Origin of the sequence: Corynebacterium neomassiliense, from assembly GCF_900626215.1 — a bacterium.
Taxonomy (GTDB): domain Bacteria; phylum Actinomycetota; class Actinomycetes; order Mycobacteriales; family Mycobacteriaceae; genus Corynebacterium; species Corynebacterium neomassiliense.
The window spans coordinates 958274-976433 of record NZ_LR131106.1 but is presented as its reverse complement, the minus strand read 5'-3'; the positions used below and the strand labels follow the sequence as shown (position 1 = coordinate 976433).

17 protein-coding genes are annotated in these 18160 nt (G+C 66.5%); 5 read left to right on the top strand and 12 right to left on the bottom strand.

The window, feature by feature from the left end; all coding sequences use genetic code 11:
• The first annotated feature begins 24 nt into the window (after positions 1–24).
• Positions 25–846, top strand: coding sequence for an enoyl-CoA hydratase/isomerase family protein (locus tag E0E18_RS04260; protein WP_237559626.1), 822 nt, complete (start codon positions 25–27; stop codon positions 844–846).
• A gap of 51 nt (positions 847–897) precedes the next feature.
• Here E0E18_RS04260 and E0E18_RS04255 read toward each other — a convergent pair whose 3' ends face one another.
• Both E0E18_RS04255 and E0E18_RS04250 read right to left on the bottom strand, forming a co-directional pair.
• On the bottom strand, positions 898–2073 hold the full coding sequence (locus E0E18_RS04255) for an acyl-CoA dehydrogenase family protein (RefSeq protein ID WP_130839412.1): 1176 nt from the start codon (positions 2071–2073) through the stop codon (positions 898–900).
• 638 nt (positions 2074–2711) lie between these two features.
• Positions 2712–3152, bottom strand: a complete 441-nt coding sequence (locus tag E0E18_RS04250; RefSeq protein ID WP_222705258.1) for a DUF5997 family protein — start codon at positions 3150–3152, stop codon at positions 2712–2714.
• Between the two features lie 129 nt (positions 3153–3281).
• On the opposite strand from E0E18_RS04250, the gene E0E18_RS04245 reads away from it, so the two are divergent.
• The 3 genes from E0E18_RS04245 (at position 3282) to E0E18_RS04235 (ending at position 6020) form a co-directional block, all read left to right on the top strand.
• Positions 3282–3896, top strand: coding sequence for a type 2 periplasmic-binding domain-containing protein (locus tag E0E18_RS04245; protein ID WP_130839411.1), 615 nt, complete (start codon positions 3282–3284; stop codon positions 3894–3896).
• Between the two features lie 79 nt (positions 3897–3975).
• Positions 3976–5379 (top strand): PhoH family protein, encoded by a 1404-nt coding sequence (locus tag E0E18_RS04240; protein ID WP_202616693.1) that lies wholly within the window; start codon positions 3976–3978, stop codon positions 5377–5379.
• A 47-nt stretch (positions 5380–5426) separates the two neighbouring features.
• Positions 5427–6020 (top strand): GNAT family N-acetyltransferase, encoded by a 594-nt coding sequence (locus E0E18_RS04235; RefSeq protein ID WP_066583303.1) that lies wholly within the window; start codon positions 5427–5429, stop codon positions 6018–6020.
• Between the two features lie 256 nt (positions 6021–6276).
• Here E0E18_RS04235 and E0E18_RS04230 read toward each other — a convergent pair whose 3' ends face one another.
• The 6 genes from E0E18_RS04230 to glpX form a co-directional block, all read right to left on the bottom strand.
• Positions 6277–7848 carry an MDR family MFS transporter gene (locus E0E18_RS04230; protein ID WP_110481207.1) on the bottom strand — a complete coding sequence of 524 codons (1572 nt, stop codon included), beginning with the start codon at positions 7846–7848 and terminating at the stop codon, positions 6277–6279.
• A gap of 58 nt (positions 7849–7906) precedes the next feature.
• Positions 7907–8584 (bottom strand): TetR/AcrR family transcriptional regulator, encoded by a 678-nt coding sequence (locus tag E0E18_RS04225; protein WP_066583294.1) that lies wholly within the window; start codon positions 8582–8584, stop codon positions 7907–7909.
• 115 nt (positions 8585–8699) lie between these two features.
• Entirely contained in the window at positions 8700–9659 is a 960-nt protein-coding gene (locus E0E18_RS04220) for a ribonuclease HI family protein (protein WP_130839410.1), read from the bottom strand.
• Positions 9660–9716: 57 nt separating this feature from the next.
• Positions 9717–10385, bottom strand: coding sequence for an NAD(P)H-binding protein (locus E0E18_RS04215; protein ID WP_130839409.1), 669 nt, complete (start codon positions 10383–10385; stop codon positions 9717–9719).
• A 116-nt stretch (positions 10386–10501) separates the two neighbouring features.
• Positions 10502–11899, bottom strand: a complete 1398-nt coding sequence (locus E0E18_RS04210) for a class II fumarate hydratase (RefSeq protein WP_066583281.1) — start codon at positions 11897–11899, stop codon at positions 10502–10504.
• A gap of 165 nt (positions 11900–12064) precedes the next feature.
• The gene (gene glpX / locus E0E18_RS04205; protein ID WP_066583276.1) at positions 12065–13084 is read right to left on the bottom strand and encodes a class II fructose-bisphosphatase; all 1020 of its coding nucleotides are present in this window, start codon (positions 13082–13084) and stop codon (positions 12065–12067) included.
• A gap of 157 nt (positions 13085–13241) precedes the next feature.
• Here glpX and E0E18_RS04200 point away from each other — a divergent pair, with 157 nt between their 5' ends.
• On the top strand, positions 13242–13901 hold the full coding sequence (locus E0E18_RS04200) for a DUF4245 domain-containing protein (RefSeq protein WP_237559625.1): 660 nt from the start codon (positions 13242–13244) through the stop codon (positions 13899–13901).
• Between the two features lie 105 nt (positions 13902–14006).
• On the opposite strand, the gene E0E18_RS04195 is transcribed toward E0E18_RS04200, so the two are convergent.
• The 4 genes from E0E18_RS04195 to E0E18_RS04180 form a co-directional block, all read right to left on the bottom strand.
• Positions 14007–14243: an exodeoxyribonuclease VII small subunit gene (locus E0E18_RS04195; protein WP_066583273.1), complete on the bottom strand. Its 237-nt coding sequence runs from the start codon at positions 14241–14243 to the stop codon at positions 14007–14009.
• Positions 14236–15651 (bottom strand): exodeoxyribonuclease VII large subunit, encoded by a 1416-nt coding sequence (xseA, locus tag E0E18_RS04190; protein ID WP_078057028.1) that lies wholly within the window; start codon positions 15649–15651, stop codon positions 14236–14238. Before xseA ends, E0E18_RS04195 begins: the two co-directional genes overlap by 8 nt.
• A 43-nt stretch (positions 15652–15694) precedes the next feature.
• Positions 15695–16477, bottom strand: a complete 783-nt coding sequence (locus tag E0E18_RS04185; protein ID WP_237559624.1) for a DUF6542 domain-containing protein — start codon at positions 16475–16477, stop codon at positions 15695–15697.
• A gap of 94 nt (positions 16478–16571) precedes the next feature.
• On the bottom strand, positions 16572–18125 hold the full coding sequence (locus tag E0E18_RS04180) for an AI-2E family transporter (protein ID WP_130839408.1): 1554 nt from the start codon (positions 18123–18125) through the stop codon (positions 16572–16574).
• Positions 18126–18160: the final 35 nt, after the last annotated feature.

The window sequence follows — 18160 nt, the reverse complement described above, 5'->3', positions numbered from 1 at the left end:
GCTGCGGGGCGATATCCTTGTCCCATGAGCCGTCCCATGAACAGCCACGCGAGCAGTCCCGCCGGTCCTGTCGAAGTTGTGGACGCCGGTGGCGTCCGGACCATCACCGTCAACCGTCCCGGCGCCCACAATTCGCTGGACCGTGAGCTGCGCCTCGGTCTGATCGACGCCTTCACCGCCGCCGCGGACCAGTCTGCGGCCGGCGGTGATGTCCGTGTCGTGGTGCTGCGTGCGGAGGGCCGGGCCTTCTGCACCGGTCAGGACCTGAAAGAGCAGCTCGAGGATTCCCGGCGGGGGACAGGCACACGGAAGGTCGTCGACGAGTACAACCCGATGACGGCGGCCCTGCTGTCCGTCCCGGTCCCGGTCATTGCGGCGGTCCAGGGACCGGCCGCGGGAGCAGGCTGGGGGCTGGCCATGGCCTGTGACCTCAGGGTGGCGTCCTCGGAGGCGAGCTTCAAGGCCGCGTTCTCCGGCGTGGGGCTGGCCTCCGACTGCGGTCTGTCCCGGTCCCTTGCGGATGCGGTGGGGCAGACGAAGGCGCTGGAGCTTCTGCTGCTCGACGAGAAGATCCCCGCGTCCCGTGCCGCGGAACTGGGGATCGTGACATCGGTGGTGGAGCCTGAACGGCTGGACGGCGCGGTGGAGGAGCTGGCGCGCCGGTTCGCAGCGGGGCCCACGGCCTCCTACCGGGAGATCAAGGCCCTGGTTCGCGACACCGCCGCGGTCACCGACCGCGCCGGTGAGGAGGCTGACGCACAGGCCCGACTGTTCACCACGCAGGACCACGTCGAGGCCATGGCGGCGTTCCTGGATAAGAGGACGCCGCGGTTCACCGGACGCTGAGTCCGTGCAGCGGGCCCGGTGCGGCCCGGCCACTGCGTTGGACCGGTGCGGTCAGTGGATTCCCTTGGCGAGGCGGCGGGAGATGATCTCGAGCATGATCTCGTTCGGGCCGCCGTAGATCGGCTGGACGCGGGAGTCGAGGTAGTGCGTGGCGATCGGGTACTCCATCATGAAGCCGTAGCCTCCGTGGAGCTGCAGGGCGGTGTTGACGACCTTGATCTGCAGTTCGGTGGTCAGGTACTTGGCCATCGAGGCGGTGACCTCGTCAAGTTCGCCCTTGATCTTGGCTTCGACGGCGGCGTCCACGAAGGACTGCGCGGACTGGATCTCCGTCGCCATCTTCGCCAGTTCCCAGCCGTAGGCCTGGTGGTCGATCAGTCGGCTGCCGAAGGTCTTCCGGTCCTGTGAGTGCTGGTAGACGAGGTCGAAGGCCCTGCGGGAGGTGGCGATGGAGCCCACGGCGATGGAGATGCGTTCCTGGGCGAGGTTGGTGCGCAGGTATCCGAAGCCGGCGCCTTCCTCACCGAGGAGGTTCGCGGCCGGGACGATGACGTTCTCGAAGCTCAGTTCGGCGGTGTCCTGTGCCTTCAGCCCGACCTTCTTGAGGGGCCCTGTCTTGGTGTAGCCCTCCATTCCGTCTTCAACGATGATCAGGGACACTCCGGCACGCCCGGCGGAGGGGTCGGTGACGGCGACGACGATGGTGAAGTCGGCCTGGACACCGTTGGAGATGAAGGTCTTGGAGCCGTTGAGGACGTAGTCGCCGTTCTCGTTCTTCAGCGCGGTGGAGCGGATGCCGGCGAGGTCTGCGCCGGCGCCGGGCTCGGTCATGGCGATGGCACCGATCTTCTCGCCCGAGCACAGCGGGGCGAGGAAGCGGCGCTTCTGCTCGTCGGTGGCGAAGCGCTCGAGGTAGGGAATCACCAGGTCGTTGATGACCTGTACGGAGACGATCACGGATCCGCAGTCTGCCTGGGCGAGTTCCTCGGAGAGGATGGCGTTGAAGCGGTAGTCCGATCCCATTCCGCCTCCGCCGAACTCCTCGGGGGAGGTGATGCCGAGCAGGCCCAGCTGCCCGGCCGCCCGGTACATGGAACGGTCGCAGAATCCCTGCTCGTGCCACCTGTCTACGTTGGGCCGGATCTCTTGCTCGACGAACTCGCGGCAGGTGTCGCGGAACATGTCGTGTTCTTCGTCGAAAATGGTGCGGGCCAGGAAGTTCTTCATGACAGCCTTTCCTCGTGGGAGTGGACCGGTGAGACGGTGGGGTAAACCTCACTGAGGGAAACCATGTGACCTACGTCTCTTCGATGATTACAAAATCATACTATCTGCACCCGGAGGTCGTAGTGCAATATTTCGCGGGCGGATCGGGGGTGGAGTGCGGGGGTAAGATGAAGGGGGACGCCGTGAGCGAAAAAACTCGCAGGTCACGCGGCTTTGAGGTTATTTACGCAACACAGGTGTTGTTGAATTGTTGACACGTCGCGTTAGGGGTCGCTAACCTCATGGGCGTGTCGAAGGCTAGTCACCTACGGCGCACTGCAGTTGTGGATCAGTTGCAACAGCAGGTGGAATCCAGGGTTTTCAGCCTCGGAACCGACTGTCCGGCTTCCTCTTCTCACCGGGCACAGGTAACGGGACTGCGGCACCTCCAACGCGCTCCCTGGGCTGCAGTTCACCTGTCTGGCGCAGCGAAACGGAAGTTACGGCCACGCGGACTCGTCACCCGCGACACGGTCCTTCCGAACAGGAACCCCGACTCCCCGGCTCGTCACCCGGGGAGGAGGGGTTCCGTCATGTGTGGAGGGCACGGCATGGACCGTCCCCGCCGGCGGTCTCCGCCGGGTCCTCAGGCCGTGCTCTCAGGCGTCCTCTCCGCCGTTCCCCGTGCTGTTCCCATCGGCGCCGCTGTCCCCGTCGCCTCGAACATCGGCGTCCCCTCGAACTCCGTCGCCCCCTCGGACTCCGTCGGCGGCGCGGCGTGCCGCCAGTGCAGCCCTGGCACTGCGCAACCATTCAGGCTGGTCGTCGAGCAGGGCGCGGATCTCCTCCGCCGTGTACGGCCGGTCGGCGTCACCGGCCTTGAGTGCGGTGATCGTCACCCCGAGTTTGCGTGCCACCTCCGCACGGGGGAACGGACCCTCGCGCCGGAGCTGACGGAGCCACTCCGGAGGATCGGCCTGGAGCGCCACGAACTCGTCATGGGTCAGCGGGGTCTCCCGGAAGTGCTCGGGAGCGGCGGGAAGGTAGATGTTGAGCTTCTTCGCCGCGGTCTGCGGCTTCATGCGGTTCGCATCGGTCATGGTCGTCCAGTGTATAGGGGCGGCGGGCCGTTCCCGGACAGGGACGGACAGGGACGGACAGGGACGGACAGGGGACGGCCGGCCCGGTTCGTCGGCCCGGTTGGTTTCTCCGGTCTGTAGGATGACCGGATGCACTATCTCAGGGTCGTTTTCGCACCCGGTGTCGTCCCCGGTAAATGGTTCGGACGCTTCGACTCCCGGGTGCCGGGGTGGAGAGCTGCAGGAGCGCAGGCTGATGATCCGCTGCGCCATGTGCTCGCCGGTACCGCCGACATCGGAATCGTCCGGATACCGGGAGTGCACTGGGACGGGGGGGTCGGTGCCGGGGACCTGGCAGGACTGAAGGAGATCGGGAACGCCGAAATGGACGCCCACGGTCTGCACCGTGTCCTCCTGTACGAGGAAACTGCGGGCGTCGCGGTACCTGCGGACCACCCCGTCACCGCCCTCGGGGACGGTGAACCGGTGGACCCGGACGATCTCACCGGTGAAGTACTTCTCTACCGGGGGGTGGTCCCCTCCGTCGTCCGGGAGAACCTCGACGTCGTGGCGGCCAACGTCGGTCATGTGGTCGCACCCCGCCCGCTGCTGCGCTCCCTGAACCGCAGGGGAGTGGCCCACCGGACACTGTCCGGGGGGCCCGGCACCCAGGTCGCACTGGTGTGGAGACGTGACCGTGACGACGAGGTGGTGCAGCAGTTCGTGGGGACGTGCCGGGGCCGGCGGGCCTCGAGCTCGAGGTGAGGGCGGTACAGCATTGATTTCACACGGTGTTCATCTCACATCCGTGTGAGTAACATTCCGGTTCCGTAGCGTCGGAGACATGACCGACACCACCACCGCAACCACAACCGCAGGCCGCACCGACGGTGCGGCCTGCGTCCGTCTGCGCACCTACGTCATCGACACCTCCGTCCTGCTGTCCGACCCGTGGGCCCTCCTGAAGTTCGCCGAGCACCGCGTCGTCCTTCCCGTTGTCGTCGTCAGCGAACTCGAGGCGAAGCGCCACCACCCCGAACTCGGCTGGTTCGCCCGGCAGGCCCTCAACCTCCTCGAAGATCTCCGCCGGACTGAAGGACGCCTCGACCGGGACATCACCGTCACCCCGGAGGGCGGCACCCTGCGTGTCGAACTGAACCACTCCGACGAATCCGTGCTGCCGGCGGGACTCCGCCTGAGCCCGGGCGCGGCGTCCGACGGTGCAGACAACGACCGGCGCATCCTGACCTGCGCCCTCAACCTCAGCAGGGACGGGGATCCCGTCACCCTCGTCACCAAGGACGTCCCGCTGCGGGTCAAGGCGGGTTCGGTCGGGCTCGACGCCGACGAGTACCGGGCCCAGGACGTCGTCTTCAGCGGCTATGACGGCATGGCCGGCGCCGAGGGGCGACCTGATGTCATCGACGAACTGTTCGCCTCCGGGGCAGTCGACGGGGCGGGAATCATCGACGCCAGGACGGGGGAGCGCGGTGAGCAGCTGCCGGACCTGCCGGTGCACTGCGGTGTCAGGCTGACTGCCGGAACCCAGTCCGCCCTCGCCCGCGTCGCCCCGGGAGGGGTGCTCCGCGCAGTGCCCACCGACCTGGAGGCCTTCGGTCTTCGTGGCCGCAGCGCACGCCAGCGGGTCGCGCTCGACCTCCTGCTCGACGAAGAAGTGGGGATCGTCTCACTCGGGGGGTCGGCGGGTACCGGCAAGTCCGCGTTGGCGCTGTGTGCCGGACTCGAAAGCGTGATGGAACGCGGTCTGCACCGCAGGATCGTGGTCTTCCGCCCGGTCTATGCGGTGGGTGGCCAGGACCTGGGCTTCCTGCCCGGGGACGCCGACGACAAGATGACCCCCTGGGCACAGGCAGTCTTCGACACGCTCGAAGGACTGGTCAGCGAGAACGTCATCGACGAGGTGATGGACCGGGAACTGCTGGAGGTCCTCCCGCTGACACACATCCGGGGACGCAGCCTGCACGACAGTTTCGTCATCGTCGACGAGGCACAGTCCCTGGAACGCAATGTCCTTCTCACCGTCCTGTCCCGTATGGGACGAAATTCCCGGGTCGTGCTCACCCATGATGTTGCACAGCGCGACAATCTCCGGGTGGGACGACACGACGGAATCCGGGCCGTGATCGAGAAGCTCAAGGGCCACCCCCTTTTCGCGCACGTGACCCTCACCCGCTCCGAACGGTCCGCCATCGCTGAACTTGTCACAGATCTGCTGGAACGCGGCTGAGGTGCGATCGTGTGCACGGCGGCGCCGGTACACCTAAAATCAGCTCCATGACTTTCACCATCCGCCCCATGCGGGAGGACGACTACCCCCAGGTTGCTGCCATCCAGCAGGCCGGGATGGACACCGGCCACGCGACCTATGAGGGAGAGACCGTGAGTTGGGAGGATTTCACAGCTCACCGCCGACCCAACCTCATGTTCGTCGCAGATGAAGACGGTGAGATCCTCGGCTGGGTCACCGGCTCCTGGTACTCACACCGGACCGTGTTCAGCGGTGTTGTCGAGGATTCGATCTACGTGTCACCCCGGGCCACCGGCAGGGGAGTCGCAGGTGCCCTGCTGGACCATCTCATCGACAAGTCGACGGAGGCCGGCTGCTGGTCCATCCACTCCGTGGTCTTCCCGGAGAACGAGGGGTCGATGAAGCTTCACCGGTCACGCGGTTTCCAGGAGATCGGGACCGCCCACACGATGGCCCGCATGAACTACGGGCCGATGAAGGGACGCTGGCGGGACATCGTCAGCTTCGAGAAGGTGCTGGAAGGCGGTCCGGCACACCCGGAGTACCGTGAGCGGGTCATCGGGGCCGGGGACACGGAGGACGCCGGGGACGCCGGGGACGCCGGGACCACAGCCAGCTGACCGCGGGGGCGTACGCTCCCGGACCCCGAACGGCCCCACGGCACGGTCGAGCGGCCCTTTCAATGTGGCTCCGGCCAGACAGAATCCGACAGTGACAGGAGAACCGGGCGGGCAGGCAACCACTGTTGCCTGCCCGCCCGGTTCATGTGTCTCCACCCTTCCCGCCGGAACCGGGCCGGGATCCGTCCCGGTTCCCGGCGTCCCCGTCGCTGTCCCTGGTGCGGTGGTCGGTGGCAGGTGTCGGGTCAGTCCGGCACTACTCGATGGTCTCCTTGAGCTTCTCCTCACGGGTGAAGACGAGGATCACTCCCGCGATCACCGCGAAGGGGATCAGGACGGTGAAGATCGGGACCAGGGCGTCGTTGTAACTGGTGATCACCGCCTCATGCAGGGCGCCGGGGAGATGCTTGACGAGTTCCGGGGTCAGACTGTGGGAACCGCCGGAGAACATCGCGGTGAACTCGCCGGCCCTGTCTCCGAGAGAGGCGAGGGCACCGGGGACCCGCTCTCCGAGATCGTCCTGCAGCCGTGAGGTGAACACCGAACCCACCACCGCTGAACCGATGGACATCCCGATCTGACGGAAGAAGTTGTTGGAGGCCGTGGCGGTGCCCACCATGGACACTGGGAAGGAGTTCTGCACCATCAGCACCAGGATCTGCATGGCGAATCCGAGACCCAGTCCGAAGACGAACAGGGTCAGCCCGAGGTGGACGAGCCCGTCATGGGTCTCCAGGTTGCCGAGGAGGAACAGCCCGGCGGCGGTGATGAACAGACCGACCACGGGGTACCACTTGTACCGGCCGGTGTTGCTGACGATGAAGCCCACGATGATGGACGTCGGCAGCAGACCGGCGATCATCGGGATCATCATCAGACCGGCCCTGGTCGGCGACATCCCGTGGACCATCTGGATGTACGTCGGCATGTAGGCCAGCGTTCCGAGCATCACCACGCCGATGATGAGACCTGCCATGGTGCACAGCACGAAGTTCCGGCTGCGGAACAGCTCCAGGGGGATGAGGGGTGCGACGGCCCTGTTCTCCGCGACGACGAAGAGCACCGCGCAGATGACGGTCGCGACAATGAGTCCGATGATCGTCGGCGAGCCCCACGGGTGGTCTTTGCCGCCCCAGGTGATGAAGAGGATGAGGCAGGTGGAGAATCCCGCCATGAACAGGGTGCCCCAGATGTCGAGCTTCGCTCCGCCACCACGACGGGGCACGTGGAGCGCGAAGACGGAGATCGCGATGGCGACGAGTGCGACCGGGATGTTGAACCACAGGGCCCAACGCCACCCGGGGCCGTCAGTGAAGAGTCCGCCGAGAAGGGGGCCGAGAACGGAGGACAGTCCGAACACCGCACCCATCGCGCCCATGTACTTGCCCCGCTGTCGGGCGGGGACGACGTCGGCGATGATGGCCTGGGAAAGGACCATCATGCCGCCGCCACCGACTCCCTGGATCGCACGGGCGACGATGATCACCCAGATGTTCGGGGCCAGGGCCCCGACGAAGGAGCCGACCATGTATGTCGACAGGGCGAACAGGAAAAGTGGCTTGCGCCCGATCTGGTCGCCCAGTTTCCCGTAGATCGGGAGACCGATGGTCTGGGCCAGCAGGAACGCCGTGATCACCCAGCTCATCTGGTCGGTGCCGCCGAGCTCGCCGACGACAGTCGGCAGGGCGGTGGAGAAAATGGTCTGGCCCAGCGAGACCAGCAGCATGCCCAGCATGAGTGCGCTGAACACCAGCGGAATGTTGTTCCGGGGCGTGGCGGCGGCAGGTGGCGTCTGGTGGGCCACCCGGCCGGTTGCGGTTTCTGTCATATGAGGATGCCTGTCTTCTCTTCTCGTGTAACTTCCGGGCATTCCGGTGCCCGGCCTGTCAGTCCCAGCCGTCGGCGTAGGCCGCGGCCAGCTGGATGAGGTCCCGTCCCGCGCGGTGCAGACTCTCCGTGCGGGAACTCTCCTCGTTCCGGTGGATCAGTGGAGCGGTGATGAGGCACTGGCGGATGAATGCGGTGAGGAGAGTCGCCTCCTCGTGTGCATCCAGGTGCGGGGCACGGCGTCGTTCCGGGAACTCGGTGAGATTGGCCGTAATCGCCTCGAGGACCGCTCCGGCGAGTTCGTCGAATCTGCGCATTCCCGCCAACATGAGATGGGGGGTCCGGGAGATGATGATCCTTCTCCTGGCTTTGATGCGCAGGCTCGTCTCCCGGTCAGGGGAGAGAGTCAGGGACGTGTCCGGGTCACTGTCGATACGTTCGCCGAGAAACCTCAGGATGTCCCGGACGACATTCCCTGAATCGGCGGTGGCGAAGGACTTCAGGTCTTCCGGACGCAGTGCGGGTAGTCCGGTGCCGGAGGCGACCTGGTCCTTGGAGTCGAAGTAGTTGAAGAAGGTGCGGCGGCTTACACCGGCTCTGTCGCAGATCTCCTCCAGTGTGACCTGGTCAAAACCACGCTCGAGGATGAGCTCTGTGCCGCAGTCCTCGATGCGCAGCCGTGTCTCCCGGCGCTTACGCTCGCGCAGCCCCGGGCAGTCGTTGTCTCTGTCAGTCACGAGACGTAGTTCTACACCCGGTGCATTCTTGCACGCAATGCAAAAGTCGGGGACTGCTCCCCGCATCCGGGTGGGGAGCCTTGTGGTGACTGTCGGTAACTGGTAGAGGAGTCGCCTACTCGAGAACGGGAGTTGCCTGGTGATGTCGCAGTGTCCACCGTTCACCGTCGTTGACCCAGACGGAGGAACACCGGGCGCGCCCGCGTGGACCATCGGTCTCGTATGTGGTGAGAATCACATTCTGACTGAGTGGGGTGGCGACGATATCTGCCTCACACAGGTCATCGACCGCATCGAACCCCGCCAGAGGTGCCAGTGACCCGAGGAAAGCCTCCCGGTCCAGGACCTTTCCGGAGGAGTCGGTCCAGCCGAGATCAGGAGAGAGAAGCTGTTCCGCCAGATCCGGGTCGGACCTGACGACATCGGACAGCAGTGCGAGCTCTTGGACCGCGACGGTCGTCGGATCCGGGGCGTCCTCCCGCTCCCTCTCCTGAGGCCCCCGGCTGTCCGACCGCGGGACAGGGGACCCGGCCGACTCCGTCGGCCCCGCCGACCGTACCGGGCGCGCCTTCCCCGCTGACCGTGCACCCGGCGTCGGGTAGCCCCCCAGGCCGGGTCCCTCGTCGGGAACCACGCCGTCCCGGAACGCCGTGGCCGCGGCGTTCGCCCGGCGGTCAGCAGCCTCATTCAACGGATGACCCGCGTGACCCTTGACCCACTCGAACCGGACCCGCCTGCCCTTGAGCGCGGCGTCGATCGCCTGCATGAGCTCCACATTGAGCACAGGACGCCCGTCACGTTTCTTCCAGCCCCGTCGTTTCCACCCCGGCATCCACTTCGTCACCGAGTTGATGACGTACTGCGAATCACACAGGACCAGCAGCTCCTCGTCCGCGGTACGGGGGTCGGACGCCGTGGACTCCAGCAGGTCGAGGACCGCCATCAGCTCCCCCATGTTGTTGGTCCCGCGCGGCCAGCCCCCCGCATGCCAGGTGCGGTCGTCTATGTACCAGGCCCACCCCGCCGGACCAGGGTTACCGAGGGCGGATCCGTCAGCAGCTGCGGTGATCGTCATGCGTCTCACCGTACAGGCGGAGCAACCTGCCGTGACCGCTGCACCCGGGTCCACCCGTCACTGCCGCGGTGACCGGTCAGACCCGGGTGTGGATGCGCTGACCCTGAGATTGTCGTAGCGGTCGGTGAGCGCGGCCTCGAGCATCACCCAGGCGGCGTCCTCGTAGGAGACGAAACGACCGGCGTCCCTGTTCACCCGGACAGTCTGCGCGACCCCGGGACTCCTGTGACCGGCCGACCCCATCTTTCCGGGGCAGAAGAACACGCAGGTCACCCCGGACTCCTCAAGCAGGTCGATACACTCCTGGTGGGTGCGGTACACCTGTTCGGCGACCGGCCACGTCGGGAGGAGCTCCCGGTAGTTGGGGGTCTCGCCGTCCTCGGCCAGGACATTGGTGGATCCGGCGGGCCAGCAGATCTTCCGGACCGGATGGCGGACCACCGCTGCGGCCAGTTCGCGCGCGACCGAGGGGTCGGCGCCCCGGCCGGACAGGACGACATCGATGCCGACCAGTGCGGAGTCGAGGACGACCGGGTCGGTGGCGTCACCGACGGTGACCTCGGCCAGCTTCGCCACCGTGCCGGAACCCACCTGCTCCTCCAGCCGCGACCGGTCCCGTACAAGCACCGAGACATCTTGTCCGCGCTCGAGCGCCTCATTGACCATGCACCTGCCCAGGCCGCCTACACCGATGACGAGGAGCCTGGAACCGGATGAAGTGGACAAAGGAATCACCTTCCGTGAGGATCTGAGGGCACGCGGGGCTGTGGTGGATCCCACAGTAACGAAACCCGGCACCGCAGGGGAGCGGTGCCGGGTGAGGTGACAGGTACGGGCCGGGACTAGTCGCGGTCGGTGTTCGCCATGGCGAGCACGTCAAGACGCCTGTCGAGCTCCTCCTCGGACAGCTTGTCCGGGACGAAACCGAGGTCGATGACCGTCTGACGGATCGTCTTACCTTCCTTCAGCGCGGTCTTCGCGACCTTCGCGGCCGCTTCGTAACCGATCGCGGAGTTCAGCGGGGTCACGATCGACGGTGATGACTCGGCCAGGGTGCGCATGCGCTCCACGGCCGGCTCGATACCGTCGACGAGACGCTCGGCGAAGACGCGCGCCGTGTTCGACAGTAGTCGGCTGGACTCCAGCACATTGCGGGCCATCATCGGGATGTAGACGTTCAGCTCGAACTGCCCGCTCGCCCCGCCGAAGGCGACAGCGGCGTCATTGCCGATGACCTGCGCGGCAACCTGGGTCGCGGTCTCGCACAGGACCGGGTTGACCTTGCCGGGCATGATCGAGGAACCCGGCTGAAGGTCGGGGAGGTGGATCTCGGCGAGGCCCGTCAACGGACCCGAGCCCATCAGACGGATGTCATTGGCGATCTTGTTCAGGGAGACTGCGACGGTCCGCATGGCACCGGAGAACTCCACCAGTGCGTCCCGGGCAGCCTGTGCCTCGAAGTGGTTCTCCGCTTCGCGCAGCTGCTCGACACCGGTGAGCTTCTTGAGCTCCTCGGTGACCTTCGCGCCGAAATCAGCGGAGGTGTTCAGACCGGTACCGGTGGCGGTGCCGCCGATGGCCAGCTCTCCCAGGCGGGGCAGGGTCGCCTCGATACGCTGGATACCCAGCTCGATCTGTCGGGCGTAGCCGCCGAACTCCTGGCCGAGGGTGACGGGAACGGCGTCCATGAGGTGGGTGCGGCCGGACTTGACGATCGTCTCCCACTCCGAGGCCTTCGTCGAGAGGGACTCCCTGAGCCGGGTCAGCGCCGGAATGAGGTCGGTGACGGCCGCCTCGGTCGCCGCGACATGGGTGGCGGTGGGGAAGGTGTCATTGGAGGACTGGCCCATGTTGACGTCGTCGTTGGGGTGGATCTCGACGCCGTTGCGCTTGGCCAGCGAGGCGATGACCTCGTTGGTGTTCATGTTCGAGGAGGTTCCGGAACCGGTCTGGAAGACGTCGATGGGGAACTCGTCGTCGTAGAGGCCGGCGGCGATGTCCTTCGCCGCGGCGATGATGGCGTCAGCCTTGGTGGCGTCCAGGGCACCGGACTCCTTGTTGACCTGCGCACAGGCGGCCTTCAGCAGGCCCATCGCGCGGATCTGGGCGGACTCCAGGGGACGCCCGGAGATCGGGAAGTTCTCGACGGCACGCTGTGTCTGTGCACGCCACAGGGCGTTGACGGGGACCTTGACCTCACCCATCGTGTCGTGCTCGATACGGTATTCCTGCTCGCTCATGTGTCCTGTCATGTCCTTTACTCGATGATGTGACGGGGACCATTGTGTCCCACGACGACCGCGGGTGCAGCAGCCACCCCCGCAACAGGGGTGAGGTCACCCTTCCCGGACAGGTCCCGGGTGACGTCACCGGCCGCCGGACCGGTCAGGTGACCGGAGATGCGGCTAGATGTAGTCCTGGACGGAGTAGTCCTGCAGCTTCTGCAGCTGGTGGACTGCCTCGATACGACGGATCGTGCCGGAGCGCGAACGCATGACCAGCGACGTGGTCGTGGCACCGGTCTTCCGGTAGGTCACACCGTGCAGCAGGTCACCGTTGGTCACGCCGGTGGCGACGAAGTAGCAGTTGTCCGAACGCACCAGATCAGCGGTGGTCAGCACAGTGTCGAGTTCGAGTCCGGCATCGAGGGCCTTGCGGCGTTCGGCGTCGTCCTTGGGGGCGAGGATGCCCTGGATCTCGCCACCCATGCACTTCATTGCACAGGCGGTGATGATGCCCTCCGGGGTGCCGCCGGTACCCATCATCAGGTCGACCGAACTGGTCTCCATGGCCGCGTGCACGGCACCGGCGACATCACCGTCACCGATGAGCCGGACCTTCGCGCCCGCGGCCCGGATCTCGGCGATCAGCTCATCGTGACGGGGACGGTCCAGGACCACGACGGTCACATCCGTCGGATCGACGCCCTTGGCCTTCGCCACGGCCCTGACGTTGAACTCGACCGGGGCGGTGATGTCGATGACGCCGGCCGCCTCCGGGCCGGTGGCGATCTTCTTCATGTAGAAGACGGCCGAGGGATCGTACATGGCGCCACGCTCGGCGGCGGCGAGGACCGAGATCGCGTTGGGGCGGCCCTGGGACATCAGGGTGGTGCCGTCGACCGGGTCGACTGCGATGTCGACGGCGGCACCTTCGCCGGTCCCGACGTGCTCGCCGTTGAAGAGCATGGGCGCCTCGTCCTTCTCGCCCTCGCCGATGACGACCACGCCGTCCATCTGCACTGTGTTGATCATCGACCGCATCGCGTCCACCGCGGCGCCGTCACCCTCGTTCTTCATGCCCCGGCCCACCCACTTGCCGGAGGCGAGCGCGGCCGCCTCGGTGACCCGGACGAGCTCCATTGCGAGGTTGCGGTCAGGTGCCTTGAGAGGAATTTCTACGGGGACAGTGGGCTGAGCCGTCATGGCTACCAACTTTCTTGATGTGTGCGTTGATGAGCGAGAACCAGTGGAACTGGCGTACTGGACAACACCTCCATTGTTCCACGTCCGGAATGATCCGGGAGGAGGGGGTCAGGTCCGGGGGAGGGGATCCGGGCACCACCGTGACATAATCGACGCCGTGAAGATCGAGAAACCCCGCCTGTTCACCAGCACCCGCGACCTTGTCATCTCGCTGGGCGTCCTGCTGGTGGTGATGTTCTTCTCCGTGGGTTTCACCGGTCTGTGCAGTTTCAACCCGGGACCTGCGGAACGATCCGGAGCGGTACAGAAGGTCGACATCGCCACGATCCTCGGGACCGACGCCAGGGGACTGGACATACCTGTCCGACTTCCGGAGCTGCCGGAGAACTGGGAACCGAACTCCGGCCGCCGCACCATGGTCGACAACCAGCCCTCCTCCGAGGCCGGATGGGTGATCGACGGCGAAGCCTACCTGTCACTCACCCAGACCGTGACCGGTCTGGAGGACGCCGTCAACGACGAAGACGGGGAGCACCGTGAGATCACGGACACCTTCGTCGTTCCCGCAGCGTCCTCGTCGACGGGACGCGACGTCACCTGGCAGATCTGGACCGGTGACGACGTGAAGAAAATCTGGGCCGCCGACCTCGGAGACGTCCGGCTACTGGTCTCGGGGACGGCCACGACAGACGAGTACCGGACCATGGCGGAAGCGGCGACGAAGGCGCAGCCGTTGGAGCCCGCTGCAGCGTCAGCTACGCCGGGCGTTCCCGGGAGTGCGTCGCCGTCCACGGCGTCGGCGGATCCGGAGTCCTGAGGGTCGTTCCGGGCCGTGCGGACCGGCAGGAGCGGCCGGACGCCGGGAACGGTACCGGCGCGTGGTCGGGGAGTACCCTCCCACGGCTCTGCGGGCGGTGCCGGACTACTGTTCCTGTCCTCGCTTCGCCAGGGCGTCCTCCACCCGCTTCGATGCGCCGTCGAGGTAGCGCTCACAGTAGGCGGCCAGAGATTCTCCACGTTCCCAGTAGTGCAGTGACTCGTCCAGGCTCATCTGACCGAGTTCCAGGATCTTGACGACCTCGACGAGCTCGTCGCGGGCTTCCTCGTAGCTGAGTTCCTCGAGCGGGCGGAATGTCTGCCGGGCGGTCTGGTCACTCATCGTATTCTCCGTTTCCGTGTGCGGGCTCTGCCGGGGTGGCGTCGCCGGTCTGGTCTGATGGTGTCGTCGGTGACGCCGAGGTGGACGGGGCCTCAGGATCCGTCGCGGGGCTGTCTGCAGGGTGGTCCGCAGGATCCGCCTCCCGCCCGTGGGCGGGTGCCTTCTCCACGCCCATCGCCGCCGCCGTGACCGAACCGTCGAGGACGCGGATGCGCAGCTGTGAACCCGGCTCCACCTCGCTGACACTCGTGACCACCTGCGGGGGAGTGTGGTCCCGGGGGATCACCTGCACCACCGCGTAGCCCCGTCGCAGAGTCTGTGAGGGGCCCAGTGCATTGACCCGGGCCCTCAGCGACTCCACCTGGTGACGGGCGGTGCGGACGAGGACTTCCAGTGCCCTGTCATTGCGTGACCGGGCCTCCTCGACCGTCTGCCTGGCCCGGGTGATCGGCAGCATCGGGTCGGCGAGCACGGGACGGGACCTCACCGATGCAAGCCCTCTCTTTTCGTTGGCGACCCAGGACCGCAGCGCACCGGCGGCACGGTCGCGCAGTTCGGCGACCAGCGCCAGCTCAGCCGCAACATCCGGGACCACCCGCTTGGCGGCGTCGGTGGGGGTGGCCGCCCGCAGGTCGGCGACGTTGTCGAGCACCGGGTTGTCCGGCTCATGCCCGATGGCGGAGACTACGGGAGTGGTCATCGAGCTGACCGCCCGGGCGAGAGCCTCCTCCGAGAACGGCAGCAGATCCTCGACCGATCCCCCGCCGCGGGCGATGATGATGACGTCCACCCGTGGATCCGCCTCGAGCCTCTTCAGCGCCGCGAGAATCTCCGGAACCGCCTGGGCCCCCTGGACCGCTGTGTTCACCACCTCGAACTGGACGGCAGGCCACCGGTCACGGGCGACGGAGAGCACGTCCCGTTCGGCGGCCGACTCCCGGCCGGTCACGAGGCCGATCCTGTTCGGCAGGAACGGCAGGGGACGCTTCAGCCTGGGATCGAAGAGACCTTCGGCGGCCAGGGCACGTTTGAGTTCCTCGATCCGGGCGAGCATCTCGCCGACCCCGACCGGGCGGATCCGCGAGACCCACAGGGAGAAGGACCCGCGCCCGGTGTAGTAGGCCGGCTTCCCGTAGACGACAACCCGGTCGCCGTTCTTCACCGGCACCGGAAGACTGCGGAGCATCGCGGTGGAACAGGTCAACGGAACGGACTGTTCGACTGAGACGTCCCGCAGGGTGATGTAGGACAGTTTCCACGACGGCTTCATGTTCAGCTGGGTGATCTGTCCCTCCACCCACAGATGGCCCAGCCTCTCGATCCAGCCCTTGACCTTCTCGTTGACCGTGTGGACAGGCCACGGAGAGTCCGGGCTGGTGGGTCCGGACTGTCCGGAGGAATCTGACATAACCGCGATTGTAGAGGCAGTGCAGGAACGGAGTCAGGCCGGATCAGTCCAGATCCAGCGGACGGTCCGGATCGACGGGTGCGGAGGAACGGGACCTCCTGCGCTCACTGGCGGCCCTGAGCTCCTCGGCAGTCCGGATCCTGGCTCCGCCGGTGGCACCGGGGAAGTCGGGCGAACCGTGGACGCCGGGGGTACCCGGCACCTCCTCGGACGCCAGATGCCGGGGACTCGAGACCGACTTAGATGCCGGCTGAACCCCTGGCATCCGCATCCCGTCACCGGTCCCGCCGGACTCCTCGCGGGACCCGGGGGCGGAGCGCTCGATGTCCCTGACCCGTGAGACCACCCTGCGGTTGTCCATGTCAGCCTGGGCGGCGCGGCGCCGGCGATCCCTTGCGAGCCGGCGGGCCCTCTCCCGCGCTGCGGCGTCCAGACGCTGGCGGACCACCGCGACGACGAGACTGACGAAGAAGGTGGCGACCAGCCACAGGTAGTTTTCGACAGCGGGGTAGAGGGCCGTGATGACCGCGGTCTTGCGACCTGAACCCGAGAATGCCGCGCGGTTGGTGAAGAAGCCGACAAGGCCCGTGCCGGCGAACCAGTAGAACGGGACCGCCACGACGGTGAGGAACAGTCCCCTCAGTTCGACGAGGGCGGTGCACACGACGCAGGAGAAGAAGAACAGGGCGACGAAAACCGTACCTGCTTCGCCGAGAACCACGCCGGTGAACACGACAGCCACCATGACGAGCAGAGGTGCCCAGGGCGGTATGAAACCCCACCGGTTCATGGGAATGTCTTCCGGGACGTTGGCGTCAGTGGTCACGGGCAGTCATGGTACAGGACCGTGTGGACGCCGCGCGCAGGCCACGTGCGTGCCGTCGGCCCGCGGCACCCGGTGACGTGGTGTCCCCCGACCGTTAGCGTGGGTCGTCCTCCGTGTCGTTCTCCGCCCCCGTGTCTGCTCCCGTGTCTGTCTCGGAGCCCCTCCCGGGCTTCCCGGCGGAGACCTTCTTCCGGCTGTCACGCCATTCCCGCCAGCGTCTGGCGGCGTCCACGTTGCGCTCGGCCCCCTTCTCCCCGGACTCGGTGGCGAAATGTATCTCCTCGGCGGTCTTCTCTCCCGTCGACAGATCCGTGAGATCCCCGATGTACCGCAGGATCTCCGCGATCATCGCAGCCACGGGCACTGCGAGGAACGCGCCGATGATGCCCCACAGGCCACCACCGACAGTCACCGAGAGGAGAACCACGACCGGGTGCAGGTTCATGGCACGGGACTGCAGCAGCGGAGACAGGACATTGCCCTCCAGCTGCTGGACGGCGATGACGATGAGCAGCACGATCAACGCTGTGGTGAAGTCCTTGCCGACCAGGGCGACAAGCACCGACAGGGCACCGGCGCTGAAGGCACCGACGATCGGGATGAACCCGCCGAAGAAGGTGATGATCGCGAGCGGGCCGGCCAGGGGGACGCCGAGGATCAGCAGTCCCAGGCCGATGAAGAAGGCGTCGATGAAGCTGACCAGGGCCTGGGTGCGGATGAAGCCTCCGAGCGTGTTCCAGCAGCGGGTCAGGGCCTCGGTGATGTGCCATCCCACACGACGGCCGGTCACCCGGCGGACCATGGGCAGGAACTTCTCCCCGTCCTTGAGGAAGAAGAACGTCAGCACCAGCACCACCACAAGGGTGACGACCGCTGACGTCACAGCGGACACACCCGCGACCGCTGTCTGGGTGATCTGGTCGGTGCGGTTCTGCAGCCAGCTGGTGGCCTGGTCGATCGCATTGTCGATCTGGTCGTTCTGGAGGTTGAGCGGGGGGCCCGCCACCCAGTTCTGGATCTTCTCCACCCCCTCCGTGCCCTTGTCGACGAGCGCACCGGTCTGGTCGACGACGCTCGGGGCGATCGCGGCGATGACCCCGGCGATGACGCTGAAGAACACCAGCAGCGACGTCAGTACGGCGAGGGCGTTGGGGAAACGCCAGCGGCGCAGGGTGTTCACCACCGGCCACAGCACGGTGCACACGATGATCGACAGGATGATGGGCAGGATGCCGGCCCACAGTTTGGCAGAACCGATCCACAACACGGTCGCGGCGGCGGCGATGACGAGGAAACGCAGACACCATCCGGAGAACCAGCGCATCGACGTGCCGATGACCTCGGCCCGGTCGCGGATCTCCTCCTCGTTGTCGGGGATACCGTTGCCGTTGGCGTCCTCGGTGGTCACCTCGGGGATGTCGGGAAGAATCCGAGTGTCCGGCACACCGTCGGTGTCCGCCGGCTGTTCCAGGAGACTCTCCTGCTCGCCGGGAAGCGGCGCCGCGGACTCCGTGGGCAGGGGTGCCGAACCCATGAGGAAGTCCGCGAAGTCACGGCCCTGGGGGGTGTCACGCGGGGAGCGACGGTCGGGTGTCCGTTCGCCGTCAGAATTCGGGTTGTCACTCTGTTCGCTGCTCACCCGGACCATTGTGCCTGATACCGGCAGGGCCTGTCAGCCGGTCG

Bases quoted from the DNA above. Each gene is read 5' to 3' on its own strand.
- E0E18_RS04260 (WP_237559626.1), top strand. From the start codon at position 25: ATGAGCCGTCCCATGAACAGCCACGCGAGCAGTCCCGCCGGTCCTGTC.
- E0E18_RS04255 (WP_130839412.1), bottom strand. From the start codon at position 2,073: ATGAAGAACTTCCTGGCCCGCACCATTTTCGACGAAGAACACGACATG.
- E0E18_RS04250 (WP_222705258.1), bottom strand. From the start codon at position 3,152: ATGACCGATGCGAACCGCATGAAGCCGCAGACCGCGGCGAAGAAGCTC.
- E0E18_RS04245 (WP_130839411.1), top strand. From the start codon at position 3,282: ATGCACTATCTCAGGGTCGTTTTCGCACCCGGTGTCGTCCCCGGTAAA.
- E0E18_RS04240 (WP_202616693.1), top strand. From the start codon at position 3,976: ATGACCGACACCACCACCGCAACCACAACCGCAGGCCGCACCGACGGT.
- E0E18_RS04235 (WP_066583303.1), top strand. From the start codon at position 5,427: ATGACTTTCACCATCCGCCCCATGCGGGAGGACGACTACCCCCAGGTT.
- E0E18_RS04230 (WP_110481207.1), bottom strand. From the start codon at position 7,848: ATGACAGAAACCGCAACCGGCCGGGTGGCCCACCAGACGCCACCTGCC.
- E0E18_RS04220 (WP_130839410.1), bottom strand. From the start codon at position 9,659: ATGACGATCACCGCAGCTGCTGACGGATCCGCCCTCGGTAACCCTGGT.
- E0E18_RS04210 (WP_066583281.1), bottom strand. From the start codon at position 11,899: ATGAGCGAGCAGGAATACCGTATCGAGCACGACACGATGGGTGAGGTC.
- glpX (WP_066583276.1), bottom strand. From the start codon at position 13,084: ATGACGGCTCAGCCCACTGTCCCCGTAGAAATTCCTCTCAAGGCACCT.
- E0E18_RS04195 (WP_066583273.1), bottom strand. From the start codon at position 14,243: ATGAGTGACCAGACCGCCCGGCAGACATTCCGCCCGCTCGAGGAACTC.
- xseA (WP_078057028.1), bottom strand. From the start codon at position 15,651: ATGTCAGATTCCTCCGGACAGTCCGGACCCACCAGCCCGGACTCTCCG.
- E0E18_RS04180 (WP_130839408.1), bottom strand. From the start codon at position 18,125: ATGGTCCGGGTGAGCAGCGAACAGAGTGACAACCCGAATTCTGACGGC.